The organism is Brakhagea baltica (genome assembly GCF_052161605.1).
Taxonomy (GTDB): Bacteria; Planctomycetota; Planctomycetia; order Pirellulales; family Pirellulaceae; genus JBKCUI01.
The window spans coordinates 4,942,874-4,963,559 of sequence record NZ_CP197409.1 but is presented as its reverse complement, the minus strand read 5'-3'; the positions used below and the strand labels follow the sequence as shown (position 1 = coordinate 4,963,559).

Annotated in this window: 17 protein-coding genes; 7 read left to right on the top strand and 10 right to left on the bottom strand. The window is 51.4% G+C overall.

Going from position 1 to position 20,686, the window contains the following annotated elements; all coding sequences use genetic code 11:
- Nucleotides 1–46 precede the first annotated feature (46 nt).
- Together SH449x_RS19090 and SH449x_RS19085 are read right to left on the bottom strand one after the other, a co-directional pair.
- Nucleotides 47–1,453: a DUF58 domain-containing protein gene (locus SH449x_RS19090; RefSeq protein WP_482377670.1), complete on the bottom strand. Its 1,407-nt coding sequence runs from the start codon at nucleotides 1,451–1,453 to the stop codon at nucleotides 47–49.
- 23 nt (nucleotides 1,454–1,476) lie between these two features.
- A complete protein-coding gene (locus SH449x_RS19085) occupies nucleotides 1,477–2,541 on the bottom strand; it encodes an AAA family ATPase (RefSeq protein ID WP_482377669.1) in 1,065 nt (354 codons plus the stop codon).
- A gap of 217 nt (nucleotides 2,542–2,758) precedes the next feature.
- Between SH449x_RS19085 and SH449x_RS19080 the strand changes: the two genes are divergently transcribed.
- The 4 genes from SH449x_RS19080 to SH449x_RS19065 all read left to right on the top strand — a co-directional run bounded on the left by SH449x_RS19080 (nucleotide 2,759) and on the right by SH449x_RS19065 (nucleotide 5,894).
- Nucleotides 2,759–3,415: a hypothetical protein gene (locus tag SH449x_RS19080; RefSeq protein ID WP_482377668.1), complete on the top strand. Its 657-nt coding sequence runs from the start codon at nucleotides 2,759–2,761 to the stop codon at nucleotides 3,413–3,415.
- 216 nt (nucleotides 3,416–3,631) lie between these two features.
- On the top strand, nucleotides 3,632–4,000 hold the full coding sequence (locus tag SH449x_RS19075; protein ID WP_482377667.1) for a DUF2237 family protein: 369 nt from the start codon (nucleotides 3,632–3,634) through the stop codon (nucleotides 3,998–4,000).
- A gap of 166 nt (nucleotides 4,001–4,166) precedes the next feature.
- Complete coding sequence (locus SH449x_RS19070) at nucleotides 4,167–4,952, top strand: LON peptidase substrate-binding domain-containing protein (protein WP_482377666.1); 786 nt, start codon at nucleotides 4,167–4,169, stop codon at nucleotides 4,950–4,952.
- A 9-nt stretch (nucleotides 4,953–4,961) separates the two neighbouring features.
- Nucleotides 4,962–5,894 (top strand): AhpC/TSA family protein, encoded by a 933-nt coding sequence (locus tag SH449x_RS19065; protein WP_482377665.1) that lies wholly within the window; start codon nucleotides 4,962–4,964, stop codon nucleotides 5,892–5,894.
- Between the two features lie 20 nt (nucleotides 5,895–5,914).
- Here the strand turns inward: SH449x_RS19065 and SH449x_RS19060 are convergent, their stop codons facing one another.
- The 5 genes from SH449x_RS19060 to SH449x_RS19040 are packed head-to-tail and all read right to left on the bottom strand — an operon-like array spanning nucleotide 5,915 to nucleotide 12,061.
- A complete protein-coding gene (locus SH449x_RS19060; RefSeq protein WP_482377664.1) occupies nucleotides 5,915–7,045 on the bottom strand; it encodes a mandelate racemase/muconate lactonizing enzyme family protein in 1,131 nt (376 codons plus the stop codon).
- 2 nt (nucleotides 7,046–7,047) lie between these two features.
- Nucleotides 7,048–8,547 carry a M81 family metallopeptidase gene (locus tag SH449x_RS19055; RefSeq protein ID WP_482377663.1) on the bottom strand — a complete coding sequence of 500 codons (1,500 nt, stop codon included), beginning with the start codon at nucleotides 8,545–8,547 and terminating at the stop codon, nucleotides 7,048–7,050.
- A 16-nt stretch (nucleotides 8,548–8,563) separates the two neighbouring features.
- Complete coding sequence (locus SH449x_RS19050) at nucleotides 8,564–9,742, bottom strand: mandelate racemase/muconate lactonizing enzyme family protein (RefSeq protein WP_482377662.1); 1,179 nt, start codon at nucleotides 9,740–9,742, stop codon at nucleotides 8,564–8,566.
- On the bottom strand, nucleotides 9,732–11,045 hold the full coding sequence (locus SH449x_RS19045) for an MFS transporter (protein ID WP_482377661.1): 1,314 nt from the start codon (nucleotides 11,043–11,045) through the stop codon (nucleotides 9,732–9,734). Before SH449x_RS19045 ends, SH449x_RS19050 begins: the two co-directional genes overlap by 11 nt.
- A complete protein-coding gene (locus tag SH449x_RS19040) occupies nucleotides 11,042–12,061 on the bottom strand; it encodes a succinylglutamate desuccinylase/aspartoacylase family protein (RefSeq protein WP_482377660.1) in 1,020 nt (339 codons plus the stop codon). Before SH449x_RS19040 ends, SH449x_RS19045 begins: the two co-directional genes overlap by 4 nt.
- Before the next feature lie 611 nt (nucleotides 12,062–12,672).
- Between SH449x_RS19040 and SH449x_RS19035 the strand changes: the two genes are divergently transcribed.
- Nucleotides 12,673–14,487 (top strand): gamma-glutamyltransferase family protein, encoded by a 1,815-nt coding sequence (locus SH449x_RS19035; protein WP_482377659.1) that lies wholly within the window; start codon nucleotides 12,673–12,675, stop codon nucleotides 14,485–14,487.
- 77 nt (nucleotides 14,488–14,564) lie between these two features.
- Here SH449x_RS19035 and SH449x_RS19030 read toward each other — a convergent pair whose 3' ends face one another.
- From SH449x_RS19030 to SH449x_RS19020, 3 genes are all read right to left on the bottom strand, one after another.
- Nucleotides 14,565–15,302 carry a hypothetical protein gene (locus SH449x_RS19030; RefSeq protein WP_482377658.1) on the bottom strand — a complete coding sequence of 246 codons (738 nt, stop codon included), beginning with the start codon at nucleotides 15,300–15,302 and terminating at the stop codon, nucleotides 14,565–14,567.
- A 454-nt stretch (nucleotides 15,303–15,756) separates the two neighbouring features.
- Entirely contained in the window at nucleotides 15,757–15,918 is a 162-nt protein-coding gene (locus SH449x_RS19025; RefSeq protein WP_482377657.1) for a hypothetical protein, read from the bottom strand.
- Nucleotides 15,919–16,093: 175 nt separating this feature from the next.
- On the bottom strand, nucleotides 16,094–17,086 hold the full coding sequence (locus SH449x_RS19020) for a DUF1559 family PulG-like putative transporter (RefSeq protein ID WP_482377656.1): 993 nt from the start codon (nucleotides 17,084–17,086) through the stop codon (nucleotides 16,094–16,096).
- A gap of 730 nt (nucleotides 17,087–17,816) precedes the next feature.
- Here SH449x_RS19020 and ilvB point away from each other — a divergent pair.
- On the top strand, nucleotides 17,817–19,601 hold the full coding sequence (ilvB, locus tag SH449x_RS19015) for a biosynthetic-type acetolactate synthase large subunit (protein ID WP_482377655.1): 1,785 nt from the start codon (nucleotides 17,817–17,819) through the stop codon (nucleotides 19,599–19,601).
- Between the two features lie 33 nt (nucleotides 19,602–19,634).
- Nucleotides 19,635–20,567, top strand: a complete 933-nt coding sequence (locus tag SH449x_RS19010) for a PLP-dependent cysteine synthase family protein (RefSeq protein WP_482377654.1) — start codon at nucleotides 19,635–19,637, stop codon at nucleotides 20,565–20,567.
- Nucleotides 20,568–20,686: the final 119 nt, after the last annotated feature.

Sequence of the window (20,686 nt, the reverse complement as noted above, 5' to 3'; positions counted from 1 at the left end):
TTGCGTTGCTCCCAAGTCGTTTAATCAAGCACCCTTTTTTACCGACCTACAATAAGTGCTTAGCCTTAACGGTTAGGTATTCATTAACAAGTGGCGTGGTCAGTTCCTCGGGAAAGGCATCGACTTGTAAAACGCCTGCTTGGTGCATTCTCTGGATAACTTGATTTCTCCAGGTCAACATCTGAGCTGCTGCTGCACTTCGATACAAAACCTCTGGCGCCAAATCCGGATTATCTGCGTAGTCAAAGACTGCTCGGTCTCTCAATAAACACAACAATGGAAGATGCTTGCCCGTAAGATTGGAAAGGTATCCAGTGATCTGAGCTGCCGTAACATCGTCGATAACCGTGGTCACCAAAACGACCAGCGATCGTTTTCGGCAGTTTTTTGACAGGTGCAAGAATGCTTGGTCAAAATTGGTCTGACGCAACGATGGAAATCGATCGAACCCCGCGTGTAGAATTCGATTCATCTGCGAAGGTCCACTGTGAATCGGAACGTAAGACTCGATGCGATCCGAGAAGCACAACAGCCCGACAGAATCCTTTTGTTCTAACGCTACATAACTGAGCATCAAGATAGAGTTGAGAGCGTAATCAAGTAGGCTCAAACCACGGTACTCACTGGTCATTAACCGACCACAGTCCAATAAAAAAATCAATCGCTGGCTTTGATCCGCTTGGAATTGCTTGACCGTCAGCTTGTTTCGCCGCGCCGTAGATCGCCAATCAATATGCTTGTAATTATCGTCTTGGGTGTAATCTCTCAGGCGTTCAAAGTTGTTGTCCTGTCCCAGCCTGCGAGTTTTCCGGACCCCGATTAAACTCAACCTATTGGTTCTGGCCAACACTGCATATTCCGATAGTTGTTTCATATCGGGATAGACGGACAGCATGGCGGGGGCCGGCTTTTTAACTTCGCGAAACCAGAATCCGAACAAACTAATCAATCGCAAAAAAACGAATTCAAAAGCAAATGCGCCACGTTTGTTTGGTTTAAGCAGATAGCTCAATTCGATTCTTTGTTGCGAAGCGACAAAGCACGATTGCTTGTCAGGAGTCGCCATTAGATTCGCAGGGACTCCGTCTCGGACGGCCAGTCTCTGACCAATGCGATTTCTGTTCTCCAGAATCAATTCCACGTGGTGAGAACCTCCTAGCGATGCCGTTCGGACCATTTGCCTTTCGACTCGAATCCTGTTTGCATTGCTGATTGTAAAGAAATCAAACGTAACGACGAGCAATGCCAAAGCGTCCAACGCCAAAACAGGCCAGATAAGCCACGTAAACTTTACGGCAATGACCAGCAGGGCAATCGCCGGTACCAGAAGCAGCCACCATTGTTGCGTCGGATAAACCTGGCGAATTGCAGCCAAAAGAAACAAAACAGCGACGCAGAGCCCCGCCGCGATCCACGGGCCCCAAAATGGTAAAGCTTCAAGGATGGTTTCCATCAGCATGTCGAGTTAAGTCCGTATCAAAGGCGTGGAACCTCGACACTACGGAGCAATGCGCGTAGCTCATTGTCGACAAGCAATCCTTCGACTTCACTTTCCGCCGTGAGCGTGATGCGATGACGAAGAGCGGGCAAAACGAGCTCTGCGACATCATCGGGTACTGCAAAGTTTCGGCCTCGAAACGCGGCCAGAGCTCTGGCACCTTGCATGAGTGCAATGCCTGCCCGAGGGGATGCTCCTAAGTGAAAGGCTGGCCATGATCGAGTGGCACGGACAATTTTGTTGATGTAGTTCAAAAGCTTAGGCTCGACCAAAACCGAAGCGTTGTTCCGAATCGTGCTCTGGATCAAGTCTGCGTCTGCAATCTGCTTGACTTCATCGCGGAGCACCTTGGCGAGATCGATTTGCCGCGAATGCAGCTCCAAAACTCGAGCCTCATCCGACTCCGCAGGATAGTTGACCATCGCTTTGAACATAAATCGATCGAGCTGGGCCTCCGGTAGTGAGTACGTGCCTTCACTTTCCACGGGATTTTGTGTCGCCATGACCAAAAACGGGCGAGGCACCTCGTGGCTAACACCATCGATGGTCACTCGATACTCCTGCATAATCTCCAGCAATGCCGCATGCGTCTTAGCTGGTGATCGGTTGATTTCGTCCGCCAAAAGGAACTGAGTAAACACGGGGCCCGGCCGGAAACGAAAGTCTTGCGTTTTCAAATCCAAAATGGGGGCCCCGGTGATGTCTGACGGCATCAGGTCGGCGGTAAATTGGATCCGACCAAACTGACATCCCAGGACATGCCCGAGTGTTCGAACGAACAACGTCTTCCCCAGTCCTGGCACCCCCTCGATAAGAACGTGGCCTCCCGAAAACAACGCCACCATCGATGTCAAAATCAGCTCGTCCTGGCCAACGAAAATCTTGTTGATCTCTGCGATTGCGTTTTGAAACAGCTCGCGAGTCGGTGTCGGGGGAGTGGCAGCAGGGGCGAATTGCGAAGGCTGGCCAACCGGAGCTTGGTGCTCGGATTCCGGACTCTGATTGGTAGTAGCCGGTTCCGATTCTGGAGAAAACTCAGTCATGGGCAAATTCGGTTTTTGAACAAGAATTATCGGGGGCGATCATAGAAAATTTGCGTAACATTGCCCCATCTTACTCGATCTACCACCGATTTGGGGGGATCTTCTCACTGGGCAGGTTCAATAACTGGGCTAAAATGGAGAAATTCAACCTCTCCAATGACTTTCCATGATCACCCCTGACACGGTCTGGGGTGATCAAAGATTTAGGAAGTGCGCTGTGCCACACCCGATAGAATTCAACCTTAAGACAGCTGCATCGCGAAACTTGGTAAGTTATCTGAACTCCCTCGAAGAGCCAAGCGAGGAAGGCTTCGAAGTCAAGATTGCAGGTCTTAGCGGGGAAGACTATGTCGGTGCTGGGGTTCGTTCTCCAGGGACCCTTTCGTTGGCTGGCTCGATCGGAGATTTTTCGTTTATGTCCTACGGCGTTGGTGACGTTGTAGTAGATGGTTGTGCTGGAGATTTTTTAGGGCATTCGCTTCATTCCGGCTCCATTGTGGTTAAGCAAAACGCCGGTGATTACTTGGGTGCCATGGGACGAGGCGGTTTGATTACCGTTTACGGAAACGCGAGAAACAGGGCCGGATTTGGGTTGCAAGGTGCCGACATCTTGATTCGCGGAAATGTAGGTTGCCTGCTGGGGATGGGCATGACAGACGGAAACATCGTCGTGGGAGGGACGGTCGGTCCCGAGATGGGCAAAGGAATGATAGGCGGCTCGATTTTCGTGCGTGGCGAGCCGGTCTCGGTGAGCTCGCATGTAGAAGAGTTCCGTATGCGAGAGCCAGACAAGTTGAAAATCGGGCTTTTAATGCTAAAGGCCGGCATTAAGTCGACTGGTAAAGAGTTTCGACTTTTCCGTCCAGTTGTTTAATTGTAAATAAGCTAGCTCAGGGGTGAAACATGATATTTTCACCCCTGTAGTTTCCTTGTTTCGAAAAATGGTAGGATAGGGTTCGAAATCGTCGACACACACATGGCGGTTTCGATAGCGGTAGTCATCGGCCCTTTGTGTTTCCCAATTTAATCGCGCTAATGCGAAACACATAGTCACCGAGAAACTACGTTGCCCCTTATGGAGAAGAGTTGTATGACAAGCGACAAAAACGTCCTGGGACAAGCACTTCAAGATTGCTCAACAGATCCCATGACAGGCTTTTTTCGAGACGGTTGTTGTCGATCGGGAGCCGACGACGTAGGCCTGCATCTAGTCTGCGGTATCATGACCGACGAGTTTTTGCAATTCTCCAAGTCGCGAGGCAATGACCTGACGACCCCGCTCCCACAGTTCCATTTCCCCGGACTAAAAGCTGGGGATCGATGGTGTCTCTGCGTTCTACGCTGGAAAGAAGCCTTTGAAGCAGGGGTCGCTCCGAAGATTGTCCTGGAATCGACACACATCTCTACGCTGGAATTTGTGGATCTGGAAGACTTGCAACGATACTCAGTTGATGGCTAGCAATTCAGACGATCTAGTCGCATAGCTACAATAATGGACGAAACGCCGTTTTCAGATGAAGTCAACGTCGATAAGGGCCGGCTACTTAAGGGATTTAGGCAAACCGCACGTGTTTGCGAAAAGGACAGGCGTGGGATCGGAGTGTCCAACCTGTGATTTTTAACGGATGGTTCTTAATGCTACACATGCGGTAACGCATCACAATCAATCGGAATTCGAGATGGGACATTGGGAAAGCGCGAGAATACCAGACGACTTTGATGGAGTGGTACGATTATTCCCGTTGCCGAATCTGGTCCTCTTCCCTCACGTGATTCAGGCCCTTCACATCTTCGAGCCACGCTACTGCGAAATGCTGAGCGATTCACTAGAATCGGATCATTTTATCACCATGGCACTGCTAATCCCAGGATGGGAGAGCCATATCGACAGAAAACCTAAGATTGGTCAGCATGTTTGCATTGGACGTATCATCTCCCACAGCCCGACAGACGACGGAAGGCACAATATTCTTCTGGCAGGCATTTCGCGCGCTAAGTTAGTCGAAGAACTCGACATGGACACCCCTTTCCGACAAGCAATCGTTGAGTTAATCGATGATGTTGTGCCAGCCGATTCGGTTCATCATCTTGATGAGTATCGAGACCATCTATTGGCTGTTTTTCGGACCATGATCCCGCAGGATGCTGCTAACTCCAAAACATTCGGCGATCTCCTGACACAGCAACTGCCACTGGGGATCCTCACCGATATTATCGCCTACGCAGTTAACATACCCATAGACGTCAAGCATAAGTTGCTCGGCGAGCCCAACGTAATCGCTCGTTATGAACTGCTCATGCAGAACCTTACGGAAGTTATGGACGATAGCATGTCTGAAACAGATGACACCCCAACGCATACCGAACCCAACCGTACGGGTCAGTTTCCACCTCCTTTTAGTGACAACTAGTTTAGTCGAATGCTTATGGACTCCGCACCCAAATGGCCAGCTGTCGTACTGAAGCTGGCCGCTGTCTATAACTTGGTTTGGGGCGCCTGGACGATTCTGCTTCCCAACCAAATCTTTGATCTCACGGGTATCGAACGCCCAAACTATCCCGGCATCTGGCAATGCGTCGGCATGATTGTCGGGGTGTACGGCATCGGCTACTGGTTTGCCGCTCGAGACTTCCGGGTTCATTGGCCAATCGTGCTAGTGGGTTTTCTCGGCAAGATATTCGGACCGATCGGATTTGTAGGAGCAGTCCGTTCGGGAGAGCTGCCGCTGGCGTGGGGGATGACGATTCTGACAAATGATCTCATCTGGTGGATCCCTTTCGCTTCGATGCTCTATCTCGCCTTCAAATATCACTCCTCACCAGAAGCTCGTTATGCTGCCCTGCCTCAGGAGCAGCATCCAAAGCCGATCGTTTCCAGTGGCCAGGAAACCCAGGCCTTTCTCGGCCAAGGAAATAAACTTCTAGTCTTCGTGCGACATGCTGGCTGCACTTTCTGCGGCGAAACCATGACGGAATTGGCAAACCGAATAGAGGAATTGCGAGCGAAGGGTATCGAGCCGGTCGTGGTCCATATGAGCCCGCTGGCAGATGGCAAGTCATTGTTAGATCGAGCCGGCTTGACCGACGTCGATCACATTTCCGATCCAGCCTGCGAGCTCTACCGCCGATTCGGATTGCCTAGAGGTCGTTTCTCTCAGCTTTTCGGCCCAGAGGTTTGGGTCAAAGGTTTTCAAGCCGCCATATTGAAGGGAAACAAAGTCGGCACGCTCCAAGGAGATGGATTCCAATTAGGCGGAGCAGCCCTACTAAGTTCGGGCAGCACGATACAAGTGTTTCCTTCAAAGAATGCAACGACCAGCATCCCAACTCCACAGGAATGCAAACTAAAGTAGGGGAAGAAGAGGGGCAGGGATCACAGCAGATTGGTGATACCGGAATATTTGTCGATCGCGTCAGGGTCCAGCTCGAGCCCCAAACCCGGCTTGGATGGGATGGTTAACATGCCCTCTGCATCTAGCTGCCAGCCACCGATGGTTATCTCATCAATAAACGGTGAGCCGGTTAAATACTCGACAAAATCTGTCCCCGAGAATGCCGTAGCTAATTGTAAATCGGCTGCCAAACCGACTGCGGTGTTCCAACCATGAGGGATAAATTGAACACCATGTTCCTGCGCCATCCATGCTATTCGACGCTCCTCGCTAATACCTCCGACCTTGGTCACATCGGGCTGAACAATATCAAAGGCACGCGCTGCGAGCCATGGCTGAAACGATTGCCTACGCGTCAAAACCTCGCCACCAGCGATGTTGATCGGTGAATGCTCCCGCAATAACACGAACTCTTCTAGTGCATCGGGTTGTAATGGCTCTTCAAACCAGTGAACATCATAGTTCGCCAACATCTGCGCTGCCCGCAATGCCCACTTGTAACCATTGCTCCAATAAGCGTCGCTGCCACCAGCGTCGACCATCAGACGGCATTCTGGACCAATCGCCTCACGCGCTGCCTTGACGATCGCTTCGTCCACAGCGGAACTCTTCCTACCGAACGGCCCCCAGCCAATTTTAAAGGCTCGAAACCCTTGCGATTTGACCGCTAGTAAACTGTCCTGCATCATGGCTGGCTCCTGCATCAGCAACGATGCATACGGCTGAATTCGTTCGCGATACCGACCACCGAGCAATCGCCCCACCGATTGGCCAGTCGCCTTGCCCAATAAATCCCACAATGCAATGTCAATGCCGCTGATGGTGTGTGTTATGGATCCACCTCGCCCCAACCAGAACATGTGCTGATGTAGCTTCTCGGAAACTCGCTCTGGCTCCAGTGCATTCTCGCCCATATACAGTGGCTTAAGCAAATCCAAGGAGGCTCGAACTAACGCATCATTGGTGAACACACTCCCCAAACCGACTAGTCCGCCGTCAGTATGGACTGCGATCAAGGTATGAACGCAATCTTCGGGGCGCAGTTCGTTGCTCCAGCCCCCCTCAGGTGTTGCTCCTCGTAATCCAGCACATCGAATGTCGACTATCTTCATGATTAAGAACTACCACGGCGAAAGGATTTAGCGATGGGGGCAAAGGTTACATCCGCATCGAGCGGAAAAATAGGTCGAACACAACGGGTGTGACCTAGGTATTGCAAATTCGCACTCGACGAACCCGGCGCATCGACATGGATCATCGCTTCGCACCAATCGGCATACATGTGAGGTTGGCAATGGGGGGACTTGACGACCACCGCATCAAAGCTGCGTGGATTCTGGCCTAACGAATAAAAAAAGGAACGGTCGTATAAGCTTACCGCTCGGCTGCTAATGGCCAACGTGAAGTTATGACTCTCGATCACCGCAGACGGACCAGCGTCCCAAACCTCGCCAAAGGATTCGCTTCGAAACAAACCATCAGACAAATGCCGTACCACCCCCTCGATCTCGATCGGTTGAAATCGAAAGAGATCCAGCGTCCCGCCCACGTGGGTTCGAATCGTTTTGCCTATACCGGCCGCCATGGCTATCCGCACAGCATGCGCATCGACGATCGGTAATAGGACACGACCCGTGTAACCGCATTCGATCAGTTTTCGGAGGATCGCGTTGCTGTCACCTGAAGCCCCCGAACTGGTCGCATCGGCCGCATCAACGATCGCCATCGTTCCACATTGACGTTGTTGCAATCGAACGACCATCTCGTCCAAGCTCACGAGTGGCACTTGCATGCGCTGCCTATTCGGCCAAAAGCTTTCCGCAATACGAATCGCCTCACGAACTGCGAGGTCGGGATCATTATCGGTAACAACAAAACTGTAAGTCTGCAAACCGGGAACATCGGTAAACGGATTACCAATGAACATGCCCGCCGAAAGTCCGCTCGGGGTTGATTCGATCTGTTGGGCGAGACGTATGCTATGACCAAACAGCCCTGTTTCCGTGATTAGCTCGTCACCGCGGACCAAGGCGGGAATGGCAACTTTGGCCGTCGTCGGACGCGCCCCAGCCAAAATCCTCAACAGCACTTTAGCCGCTCGTTGTCCGGTCTCAAAGAAATCGACATGGGGATATGTATGGTAAGCAACAATTGCATCCGAATGCTCCACCATACGATCGGTCAAAATTCCATGCAAGTCTAAAGACACGACGATCGGTACCTCGTCTCCGAGCGATTGCCGTATACGCTCGATAAGAAACCCTTCGGGATCTAGTTCATCCTCCGCGGCCATCGCACCATGCATGCAGAGATAAACACCATCGACCGGAGGTGCAGCTTGGATTTCATCAATCATCTCGCTCGCAATGCGATGCCATGCAGGAGAAGACAAAGTCCCGCCCGACGTGATAAAGCATGCGCTATACGTCGGGATCAATTCTATGTCGGACATTCCCTCAAGTACGTCGATCGCTCCGCCGATCTCGTTGCGAACCGTTCTGTGGTAATGAAGAAGCTCCTGGCCTTTGCGAACTTTAAAATCGATGTATTGACTGAGATGAGGATTGAAAGTCGATACCTCTTGTTTGCACTCAGCGATGAGTATACGTTTCATAGAGTATCCTCCGCCTTTATCTTAAAGCGGGTGTCTTGTAGATGGTTTGTCCACGCACGATGATCTCAGTGTCGACTAGATAAGGTGCTATGCCATCCAAGTCTGGTTCAATGCCCAAGCCCGGTGCATCGGGTACATGTAACAGTCCATTTTGATCCGGTGCAATATGATTGACCGTCATGTCTCTCGCCAAAGACTTAAGCTCCGTGGGAAATTCGCAGATCTCATGCGATTCAAGACCCGCAAAAGGTTGCAGCGAGGCGGACAAGGCGAGATTCGAAGTAAACGTATGATTGACGTAAGTCACCCCCTTGGCAGCGGCATAGTCAGCAACATCTTTCGAAATGGTAATTCCACCAATGCGACCTGCATCGATTTGCACATATTTGAGCCCTGCGTAATCGATCATATGTTTCGCCATATGATAGTTGTGGCACCCCTCGCCACCAGCCATACCGACGGGACCGCTCTCGAGCGACAAAGCATGGTATTCCGAAAGGGCTCCTGAAACGAACGGCTCTTCGAGCCATGTGGCTCGAACCTCTTGCAACATCTTCAATCGAGCTCTAGCCGCATTCACGTCAGCATTCCAAACGGTCCCAGCATCGACCAGCAAGATACCATCTGGCCCGAGACCTTCGCGAGCGGCCGCTAATTGGTCGCAATCATCCTCCATGCTTTTTAATCCGAACGGCCCCCAACCAAACTTGGCCGCGCGAAAACCTTGCGCAGCGATGCTCTTGGCCTTATGTAGCGTTTGCGTTGCATCGTCACCAAACAGCACTGATGCATAGGGTGTTTTGGCAAAACAGGTCTTGTAGCCGAGCAAACGCCAAACAGGCTCGCAGAGTCGTCGGCCCAGCAAATCCCAAAGAGCTATATCGATACCCGACAGAGTATGATCCGCTTGCAGTAGATCCAAGCTGTTCGCGCGAACCAAGTCTCCGATGCGACGAATGTCACTGACATTGTCGATCGTCTGCCCTAAAACCGAAGCGATCACCGGTTTGCATGCGCTATGAGACATCGGGCAGACCATGCTCGCGATCGAAACGAGCGGCGACGCTTCGCATTCTCCCCATCCGACATAATCACCGGCTGCAATCCGCACAAGCAGTGCATCTTGGCTGCCATCACCGATATCCAGAACCTCGGGCATCGACAGATAATAAAAGTCAACCGAATCAATTTTCATAGTGTTCATTCAAATCACGCGGGAACCACATCAATACGCAACATAACAGAAGTAGTCCAGCCGCAAAATAGGCAGCACCGGTCAGCGTCAGCAATCGATCGATCCCAAGCGTTTCTTTCCACATACCACCGAACAATGTTGCAAAGCCTGAAACCAGACCACCACACAAATTTAATACGCCTACTGCGGTTGCTCGCAACCGAGTCGAAACCACCTCGAATGCCGATGGAAAGATGTTGCCCATGAGTAATCCGCTGAAAAGACCAAAGGCGGATGCGGCCACTCGAAGCTGCCATAACGTTTCGCAATTGCCGATCGCATGCAAGCATGGAGCACACAAAACCAAACTCGCGAGCATCAGATAGTAGCGAGAGGCTCGTGTCCATCGCAACATCCGATCGGCCAACCATCCACCACCTAACAAGCCGATCAGTGTGCTTCCTTGTAGATAAACAGTAGCGTTAAAGGCAGCATCGGCTTGGTCAAGTTGAAACTTGCCTCCCAAAAAAGTGGGTAACCATCCGTATAATAACCACAATCCAAATACAAAAACGGGAAAGACCACGCACAGAACGAGAAACGTCAGCGTGGTGAAGAGCGAGCTGAGGCTGCTACGAATACCAGTCATTCCGGCTGCTGAGTTCGAGGAATCCGCAGAGGGGGAATCCAGTCGCGTCGTTGGCTGGTCCGATTTTAAGGTTCTCAGAAAAGCGAAGTAGGGAATTGCGTAAATCAATCCAACCCCACCGAGAGCATAGAACGCAGTTCTCCAAGCCCCCATGTCAGCCATCCAGCCACCGAACCAGCTGCCTGCCACGGTGCCGGCGATTTGGGCTGTAGTCAGAATCGCGATCGTCGTCGATCTCAAGGCGGGAGCAAAAGCACTGGCGGTCAGCGCGATGGCGGTAGGCATGAAGAGCGATTCCGAAATCCCCATCGCGGCTCTCAGCCAAAGCAGTTCAACCCCCGTGCGTACCAAACCCGTCGCCGCTGTGACGAGGCTCCAGATCACCAAGCTCATCACGACCAAGATTCGTTTCGACACACGATCACCAAAAATGCCCGCGATGGGGCAACCGAGAGCATAGACCCAAAGAAAGCATGCTCCAATTAAACCCAGTTGCTGGTCCGTCATTCCCAAATCCGATTTGAGAGATGGGAACATCGCAAACACCGCTTGTCGATCGCAGTAGTTTAAGAAGTAAGCGAACCACATGAACCCCAACAATAAGATCGCTTGGGTCGACACCGATCGATTGTTCGTATTTAATCCCTGCGAGGGTAATGCGGGGCTACTGGTCATACGGACAGAACCTCGTCGATGCTAACCTGTTTCGCGATCACCGCAACGCAGTCACCTTGTTGAGTTAAACAGGGAACACGAGCCGTGATCAAATAACCTGAGCTGCGAGCTACGATCGGTTCCGGTGATCGATCTGGTCGCTCTAGGTGATGGATTGCCCCGACGACATCTCCCTCGCGGACCGTTTGACCTAGATCGATACAAATTTCGAAGATACCGGATTCCGGGGCAAGCAAATAGTCTTCGCGATTGAGAGCTTGCACGAGAATCGCTGGGGGCTTGCCGAGACTTTGGCGAGTTTGTTCGATTCCTTTGAGGAGACCTAGATGAACGAGTACGTTGCGCAGTCCTGATTGAGCAATTCGATGCACCTGTGCTGAAACCCCTTCGCCACCTCCCAGCTCGGTAGTCACCACCAATTTGCCTTGATTTTCCGCTTCGACGGGAAGCAATCCAGAGCCCGCAATATCGGCGTAAAGGAATGAAAAATCGGTATTCCATGCCAACATGGCGGCTAGCATTTTTTTTCGCTGCTCTTTATCTGGTACGAGATGCATATGGGAGCATGGCACGAACTCCATGCTTCGGCCACCCGAATGGATATCGATCACGACATCGCTAAGAGGAAACAGAACTGTGGTCAAATAGTGAGCGATCTGGCTGGTGACCGATCCTTCTGGATGGCCTGGGAATGCTCGATTCAAATTCATACCATCGAGCGGAGATAGGCGAGTCGCCGCGCGGGCTGCTGGCAAGTTCAGCGACGTAATCAGGATGAGTCGGCCATGAATCATGTCGGTCGTCAATTCGCGAGCCAGTTTCCTGGCAGCGATTTGACCTTGGTACTCATCACCATGATTTCCACCCATGACGAGTACCGTAGGGCCCGGACCGTTCGCAATAATAGTGATCGGGATCATCACATTGGCCCAGCCTCCTAGGTTATGTGAATAGGGAACCTGCAAATAGCCGTGTTGCTTGCCATCGGCTTCAAAATTTAGCGACGTAAAAATCATGTTAGGAATCAACCCTACTAAGAGGTCCTGCCAACCGGCTAAGGGAATGGTCAAAAGTATACGATACTAGCCTCTCCCCCTGGTATACCCCCCAAGGTTAGAAAGTCTATTGGAAGTGTGGTCGTAGTCTTGACCGAACTAAAACTATCGGGATTTCGGAATTAGTGTCGATTCGTTCTAACGAGTATACTCCCCACCACATGCTCTCCACTGACCTAGTGTCAGTGGAAGCTCGACTAACCAGCTAGAACGCTGCGTCCACCAACCGCCCCCGGCTCTCCACTGAGTTTACTCGGTGGGAGCGAAGGAAGTTTGAAATGGGAAGGGTGAAGTTTGAAAGACGAAGATTTCTCGGCGTCGCGGCCTTCTCTAGCCAGCGAGTCATGCGCTCCATTGAGGCAAGCTCAATGGGGGCGAAAAACACGGCTGTGGCGTTCTCCGGCTAGCCAACGAGTCGTCGGTCCACTGACACAAGGTCAGTGGAGCCGTAAATTTTTAGTATCCGTTCATGGCCGTCGATATGTTAGACTAGAGCACTCCCGCTGGTTCTGAGGGGAAATAGGACTATAGTCGAGTCAAGCAAAACAGCTCCGGAAAGAAGGTTGTGTCGAATGGTAATGAATCTATCCCATTCTTTTGGTCGCAGATCTAAGAACTTCTTGTTGCGCCCGAGACGCATCCTTTTCAGTTCGATGCTCTCTGTAGCGATCGCAACGGGCACGCTTTACTCCCAGGATGCAGACGAACCAGCTAGCCCTGCGTCAGATGGTGTTGTTCGAAGTAACGGCTTGGCACAAGGCAAGCAAGGGGCGATCGTCACTGGCAGCACGCAGTCTCGCGATGCGGGATTAGCTATGCTGCAACAAGGTGGAAATGCCATCGATGCGGCAGTCGCGAGTCTGCTCGTTCAATCGGTCGTAGAGAACCAATTGTTCTGCTTTGGTAGCGAGGTTCCGATCATTGTCTACGACGCCGAGCGCAAGGTTGTTGAGGTCATCGTCGGGCAAGGTGCAGCACCCAGGCTTGCGACCCCAGAGTGGTTCCATGAAAATCGTAAGGGGTTGATTCAAGGCCGAGGTGATATCGCTAACGCCGTGGTGCCTGGTTTTCTGGACGCTTGCTTGACAGCCCTCGATCGATACGGTTCCCGATCGTTTACGGAATGCGCACAGTCTATGCTTACCATTCTGAAAGAGCGAGCCAATCAAGATCCCGCGAAGCTTGCTGAAAGAGACCGACAGAATCGCAATAACGCGAAAGCTGCATTGCGAAAAGCAGAGTCCACTGTAAAGCATCACCAAAACTTTCTCAGACTGGTTGAGCGATTGGTGGAAGCCGAGCGAGGCAGCGAAGACAGGCGGCAGGGGTTGCGTCGCGTCGCAGATTACTTCTATCGAGGACCGATTGCACGCGAGGTAGATCAATGGTCCCGGGAGAACGGTGGTTTGCTGCGATACGTTGATTTCGCACAGCATGTGACTCGGATTGACGAGCCTCTTTCGATTAATTGGAACGGATACACGGTTTATAAGTGTGGGGTCTGGACCCAAGGCCCGTACATGCTTCAAACATTGCGGATGCTCGAGGGTACCGACCTGCAAACGCTTGGTCACAACTCCGTGGATTACGTTCACATGGTTGTGGAGCACATGAAATTGGCGTTAGCCGACCGCGATGCGTACTTTGCCGATCCGCATTTTGAAGAGGTTCCAATACAAGCGCTGCTTTCTGATGATTACATCGCCATGCGCCGAGGCTTGGTGGATATGCAAAAGGCTTCCCAAGAGCAGCTCCCTGGAGATCCTTGGAATGGCAAGGCTTTACTTGGTATCCCTCCACAGGATCACAAGGCTTACAGCGGTTACAGTAGTGACACGACCAGTTGTTTAGTTGCGGATGCCCTGGGGAATGTTGTATCGGCGACACCGAGTGGTTGGGGGGGAGTAATTGCAGGGGATACGGGCATTGAGCTAGGGAGTCGGATGATCGGATTAACGGCATGGGTTGGGCACCCCAGCGTTGTGGCCCCAGGCAAGCGTCCACGTATCACCCTCACTCCGACGTTGGTGATGCAGGGGGATCGCCCTGTGATGGCGATAAGTGTGGCGGGTGGGGACCAGCAGGATCAAACATCGCTTCAAGTGTTTTTGAATCGGATTGTGTTTGGTATGGATCCTTTAGCAGCCGCTCGCAGTCCCCGGTTTGGGACCGACCACCACATCAATTGGTTTGGCCACGAGCCGGCCAAGTTAGGCAGTCTCACAGCCCCCGAAAACCTCAATCCCGAGCTAGACCGACTCAAGACGATGGGGCACAAGCTTGAGCTCAAGCGTCCAGCCGCATCGGCCGTCATCCTAACGATTGACCCCGCAACCGGCCTCAAGGAAGCCGCCGGCGACCGCGGCCGCTTCTCCGGAGCGTTTTAAGACGTGCGTCAAATAACAACTGCTAAACCACTGTAAATTTTACACGAACCACGCGGGGTCAAAATACCCATACAAACCTATTCGTCAGAGCGTAAAACGGCCCGATCCCATACGTCGAAGAATAAATTTGCCTCCGCCGACTGATCAACGGACTCAAGTAATTCCCAATTTTTCCTTAATTCTTCTCCGACTAGCCAGTTAAAGGTTAGCTTGTAACGTTCTTTCGGATTGCTTCTCGCTTCGCCGTAGACCCTATCCATCTGTGTCCAAATCGGGAACCAAACATCTCCGAATTTCTTCCATTTACAGTCAGTACTACAAGTAACAAACTTGAAGTCGCTTAACGAATTTGGGTTCATGTTTCGGGTCCCCCTATCATTATATGCGATCTTGTAGACGGCCCGTATTGGCATTCCACCGTAGGCCGCAGATGTTGATAAATCAAGAATCATTGAGGGAGACAAGCGTACCGTATAACACACTATCCCCTTGCCATCGTCCGATACGTTTTCAATGGCAGTTGTATCAATAACGCTAAAAAGAAATCCTGTTCCGCAGTTTCGCTGTCGCAAAAAATCATGTGAGCAGGCCGCCGTTTCAAATGGGTCGATATGCGAAAAGAAACTTCTGAATTTTTGCGCCTCAATTTCCTTATTTGCGTCAATCAAAAAAGGCTTTCCCTTTCGAGAAATTTCAGTTTGCCAACCAGCCTGGTTCAAATCTCCTGTTTCCGAATTGATGGAGTTCGATCGATAAGTAACTCGTCGGTACTTATTCTGTTCATCTACGCAGATCAGGATTTCTGAATCCAACACGACAGGCCCTTCACTATTCTCCAACTTAAGTGACGAAAAGTTAACGGTAACTGCGTATGTGTTGATACACCTGAGATTGCCAGCAAATCGTTCCAAGAAGGCTTCAGCAAAGTCCGCTTTGTCTTCGGAGTCTCTTTCCTGTGAAAACGAAGTGAGGGGACACGAACCGCAAAGAAAGCATACTGCCAAAATACAATTTACTATATCGAGCTTAGGATTGTTCACGAAAAACTCCTTGGAATGACACGGGAAGCGAGTCGCGGACTCTCGAAAGACTTTACGTTTATAGATTGGGAAAGCTTCATTAAGCGAATTTGGTATCCCTAGCTACACCGCTGTAAAACGAAGTCGTTACGATTGACTAAAAAGAAAATGGCCACAGGATTTGTCTGCGGCCATCTGATGCAAAAAGCGTTTAAATCGATCGAGGTTTTGTTTAACGATCGATGAGCTCCTAGCCTTTTTCGTTGTCACCCTTTTCGTCTTCTGGGCCTGGCGGTGGAGCAAACTCTGCCGGTGCTTTGGGGCTGGTATCACTGGAACAACCAGCAGTGAAGAGGAAGCTGCACAAAAGACATGTCCACAACGCAGAAGTGAAAAAACTGGCTTTCAACATAAAACTAAGACTCCGAGGGAAAATACAAAGAAAACTCACCGATTAACCCAAAGGCCAGTCGGCGAAGAGATGGAAAAAAAGGGAGCCACAATCGATCTCGTGCAGCTCCCAAACATTGTTGACGTGGGTTATCAAAAGCGGAACCCCTTGTGGAGCAAAGCCCCATTGGCTCGGCCTAGTACTCGCTAACGACCTCGGAATCATTCATTCCGTTGATAGTCAACCAAGTCGGAGCGTCGATGCTGTTGCTAATTTGGCGAACCGAACCATCTGCAAGAGTAAATTGCACCAAACCAGTGTGGAAGCTGTTGAAAGCTGTTCGGCTGTTTTGGCCTGGCATCCAGGTAGCAGAAGTGGAGGATGGAATCGTGGAAGCGGACATCCACAACCAGCTGGCAGGAGCGTTGCCCGATGACGCTTGAACACCACCATGCGTTTCGCCCAACGCGAGGGTGTTGCTTAACCCATCCGTAACCCCTGAAAACTTGGTGGTGGAGCGATTGCGGAAGATCCCTTGACGCAATCCACCGTCCAAGTCAGGACGTCCGTGTACACCAACGTAATTGGTTCGACCAACATTCAAAAACGAGCCAGTTCCACTCCAGAAAGTCATCGTCAACGATCCCGCACCCGAACTACTGCCGCGAGTGTGAGCTCTGGTCCACATAACGGTCGGCATCTTCGCGTCTGAAGGACACATGAAGGCAGGAATTTGAAATTGCGACAAGTTCCATGGTTGTGTCGCACCTGCCAGCAGTTCAGGGGTGAGTGTGGCTGACCAGCGGATATCCTCGTACGATTCTGCTAGACGCTCGACCCTCATCAACTGTGCAGGCATCTGTCTATAGATATTGTCCATTTCGATGAAGGGCATTAGGAACGGCAGCAATCCATAATACTGATGGTTGCCGGCGGGGGCGTCAAACGGGAGTGCCCGCGTTGGTCCCAAATACCCCGGGGGCAACTTTTTGAATGCACTCTCGAAATTATGCATCGCCAAGCCGAGCTGCTTAAGATTGTTCGAGCAACTCATCCTGCGAGCTGCCTCACGAGCCGCTTGAACGGCCGGCAACAGCAAGCCAACCAGGATTCCGATAATGGCGATCACCACCAACAGCTCAACTAGCGTGAAAGCACCACGCCTCTTGCGATTGAATACAACCTGCATACAAGACTCTCCAAAAAATAAAGCAAAAAACTACAACCGCCTATCATAACGTCTAGCCCCCACAATAAGCACTTCGCCAGCGAGGGATTGGGAGAGAATTCGTTGCTGGAGGGCGGGTGTTAGAAGCAAATCCGCATGAACAGTTTGCACTAACATCCTGCGCTATGTGGGACAATCGCGGTACCCGTAAGTTTATTAACCCAAGGTTCGCTGGTCAATCTATTGACAGATACCCGGCGCATTAGTCGGTGAGCTAACGTCCAGATTGAGGTGAGTGATTGACAGCTCGCTCAAGGGCGTCAAGATGACCATTAACCGAATCTTAGCGGCTTCTTACCGGGATTGTTGCGAAGCGTAAACGACCCGTTTCTTTTTTGGCAACTGGGAGACGAGAATTGGCGGTGCAGATCAAAACCCTGAGGCTCACTACGGGCAAGGAAAACCCCTGTATTATTTTTCCTTTTTTTAGTTTTACGTTTCGACCAGTCACGAGACTAACGTGTTTTAACCGGGAACAATTCAGCGTAGGGCATTAACTAGGAACAATGGCGGCCAGGAATTAGGATTGCTGATTCGACGAACATAATTCTGGCGGCTATACTTATAGCGGCCTGGGAGGAATGGTCGAAGAGATTTGTTAGTCCGGACCGTTTTATCTCATTTGTCCCGAACCTAGCTCTTCGGCTATGGTTCAATGTTCGTAGCACACACATGTTTTAATTTGAAGAGGATGACAATGACTTCTGTTTCAGAAAGCCGAAAAACCACTGTAATGACTGGATCGGATATCGTGGTCAAGTCTTTGGTGGACCACGGCGTGGAAGTCATCTTCGCTTATCCAGGTGGTTGCAGCATGCCGCTCCACCAGTCTCTGACCAAGTACCAAGATAAAATTCGGACCATCCTGCCACGCCATGAGCAGGGGGGAGCTTTTGCGGCACAAGGATATGCCCGCTCTACTGGCAAGATAGGTGTCGCTATGGCGACCAGCGGCCCCGGGGCAACTAATTTAGTAACAAGCATAGCCGATGCCAAAATGGATTCCATCCCCTTGTTGGCTATCACAGGGCAAGTTCCAACAGCGGTGATCGGTTCTGATGCGTTCCAAGAGACGCCGATGGTCGAAATCTGCCGAGGGATCACCAAGCATCATTACTTGGTTACCAAGACAGAGGACTTGCCTAGGGTCATGAAAGAAGCGTTCCATGTGGCGACCACAGGCCGCCCCGGTCCTGTTCTCATCGACATCCCCAAAGACGTGCAACTCCAAAGCTGCGAGGTAGACTGGGATGTGCCAATGAATCTCCCTGGCTACAAGCTTAAGAACGTTCCGAGCCCTGCTCCTGAACAAATTCGTCAGATCGCAGCTGCCATCAAGCATAGCAAGCGACCTATTCTTTACTGCGGTGGCGGTATTGTTACTGGCGAAGCTTCTAACGAATTGCGTGAGCTCGTCAAAAAGACAGGCATGCCGATCACCATGACAGTCATGGGCCTCGGTGTTTATCCAAACGATGATCCATTGTCGATGGACATGCTGGGAATGCACGGCAGTGCTTATGCCAATTACGCTGTTAAAGATTGCGATCTGTTGCTGGCGTTTGGGGTTCGATTCGACGACCGAGTTACAGGGCATTTGGCCTCTTTTGCCAAAAATGCGAAAATCGTTCACGTGGATGTCGACCCGTCCGAGCTCAACAAGAACAAAGTGGCGCATATCTCTGTTCGCGGAAACATCAAAGAGGTCATCGCCGAATTGAACAAGGTCGTCGAGCCGCCAGAAGACATTTCGGCATGGCTTAAGCATTGTGCCGATCTCAAGGCCAAACATCCGTTTTCCTACGATACACAATTCGATGGGATTGTGCAGCAGCATGCGATTCGGACCTTGTCCAACATGACCAAGGATCGAGAGACTTACGTTACCGTAGGGGTTGGCCAACACCAAATGTGGGCCGCTCAATTCTTTCAGTTCCGTAAACCACGTACCTGGATGAGCAGCAGTGGGCTGGGGACGATGGGATTCGGATTGCCATGTGCAATGGGAGTTCAAGCGGCCCATCCAGACGCATTGGTCGTTGACATCGATGGAGACGGTTCCTTCCAGATGAATATCCAGGAGCTGGCGACTCTGCACTGCGAGAAATTGCCGGTGAAAGTGCTTCTGTTGAACAATCAACACCTCGGTATGGTGGTGCAATGGGAGGATCGCTTCCACGGTTCGAACCGAGCCCACACGTACTTGGGACCGATCGATCACGAGGAGGCTAGCGGACCAGGATCGACGGTATGCCACTCCTACGCCCAAGAGCGTTACCCTGACTTTGTAAGAATTGCTAAAGGGTACGGCTTGGGAGCAGCGACGGTCCGGAAGAGATCTGATCTCGAAGCAGCCCTCAAGGAAATGATCGAGTATCCAGGTGCTTTCGTTCTGGATGTTGAGGTTCCTTACCAAGAGCACGTGTTGCCGATGATTCCTTCTGGCAAGACCGTAGACGATATGATCCTAAGCTAACTCGTCGGGAATCGTCTTCTTTAAGCATTGCATATGGAACAAGCGACTACACTTCGGGGAGAACATCTCGTTCGTTTGATTGGCAACACGCCTCTCATCCCTTTGCACTTCCCCGAAGTCAATCGCCGTATCTGGTGCAAATGCGAGTTTTTAAACCCTAGTGGCAGCATCAAGGATCGGTTGGCCAGAACCATCATCCTGGACGCGGAACGAAATGGTCTATTGAACGAGCACTCCATCATTCTGGAGTGCACTAGCGGGAACACAGGTATCTCGTTTGCAATGCTCGGTGCAGCTCGAGGTTATAAAGTCGCGATCGTGATGTCAGAGCGAGCAAGCCAAGAGCGCCGCATGATTATCAAAGGGTTCGGTGCTGAGCTAATACTCTTTGACCAATCGGGCTATCAGCATGGGATCGAACGAACTCGCGAGATGGCGACATCCGATCCGAGATACTTTTTGCCCCGGCAATTCGAGAACCCGCTCAACGCCCTAGATCACGAACACGAGACTGGAATCGAGTTTCTTCGAGATTGCCCCCAAGGTGTCGATGCCTTTGTCTCGGGCTACGGGACAGGAGGCACATTAGCCGGATGTAGTCGCGCTCTCAAGAAGGCGAATGCAAAAACCCAAATCTACGCCATGGAACCCGCCGAGGCAGCGATGCTGTCGGGCGAAGAGGCCTGCTGTCACTGGATCGAAGGAATCGCGGGAGGTTTCGTACCACCCCTCATTCGGGGTATAGAGCTGGATGGCAAGATTAAAGTTGCCAGTCAAAAGGCTATGGCAATGACCAAGCGATTAAACGGCGAGTTCGGATTGTTGGTCGGTACATCGTCCGGGGCCAACGTGACCGCCGCATTAGAGGTCGCATGCAGTCTATCACCGGAAGCTAATGTGGTGACCATTCTTTGCGATCGAGCGGAGCGGTACTTTAGCACCAAGTTATTCGAATCCTGTAGCTGATTGGTGAAAGCTTAGGTGGGCAGGGGAGTTTTTCAGCCAAAACGGGTGTTCATTTCGTTGGCATCGGTTCCGGGTGTCACGCTCTGAGGAGCGAAGGGCGTGGAGGGTCGAGCGCAGCG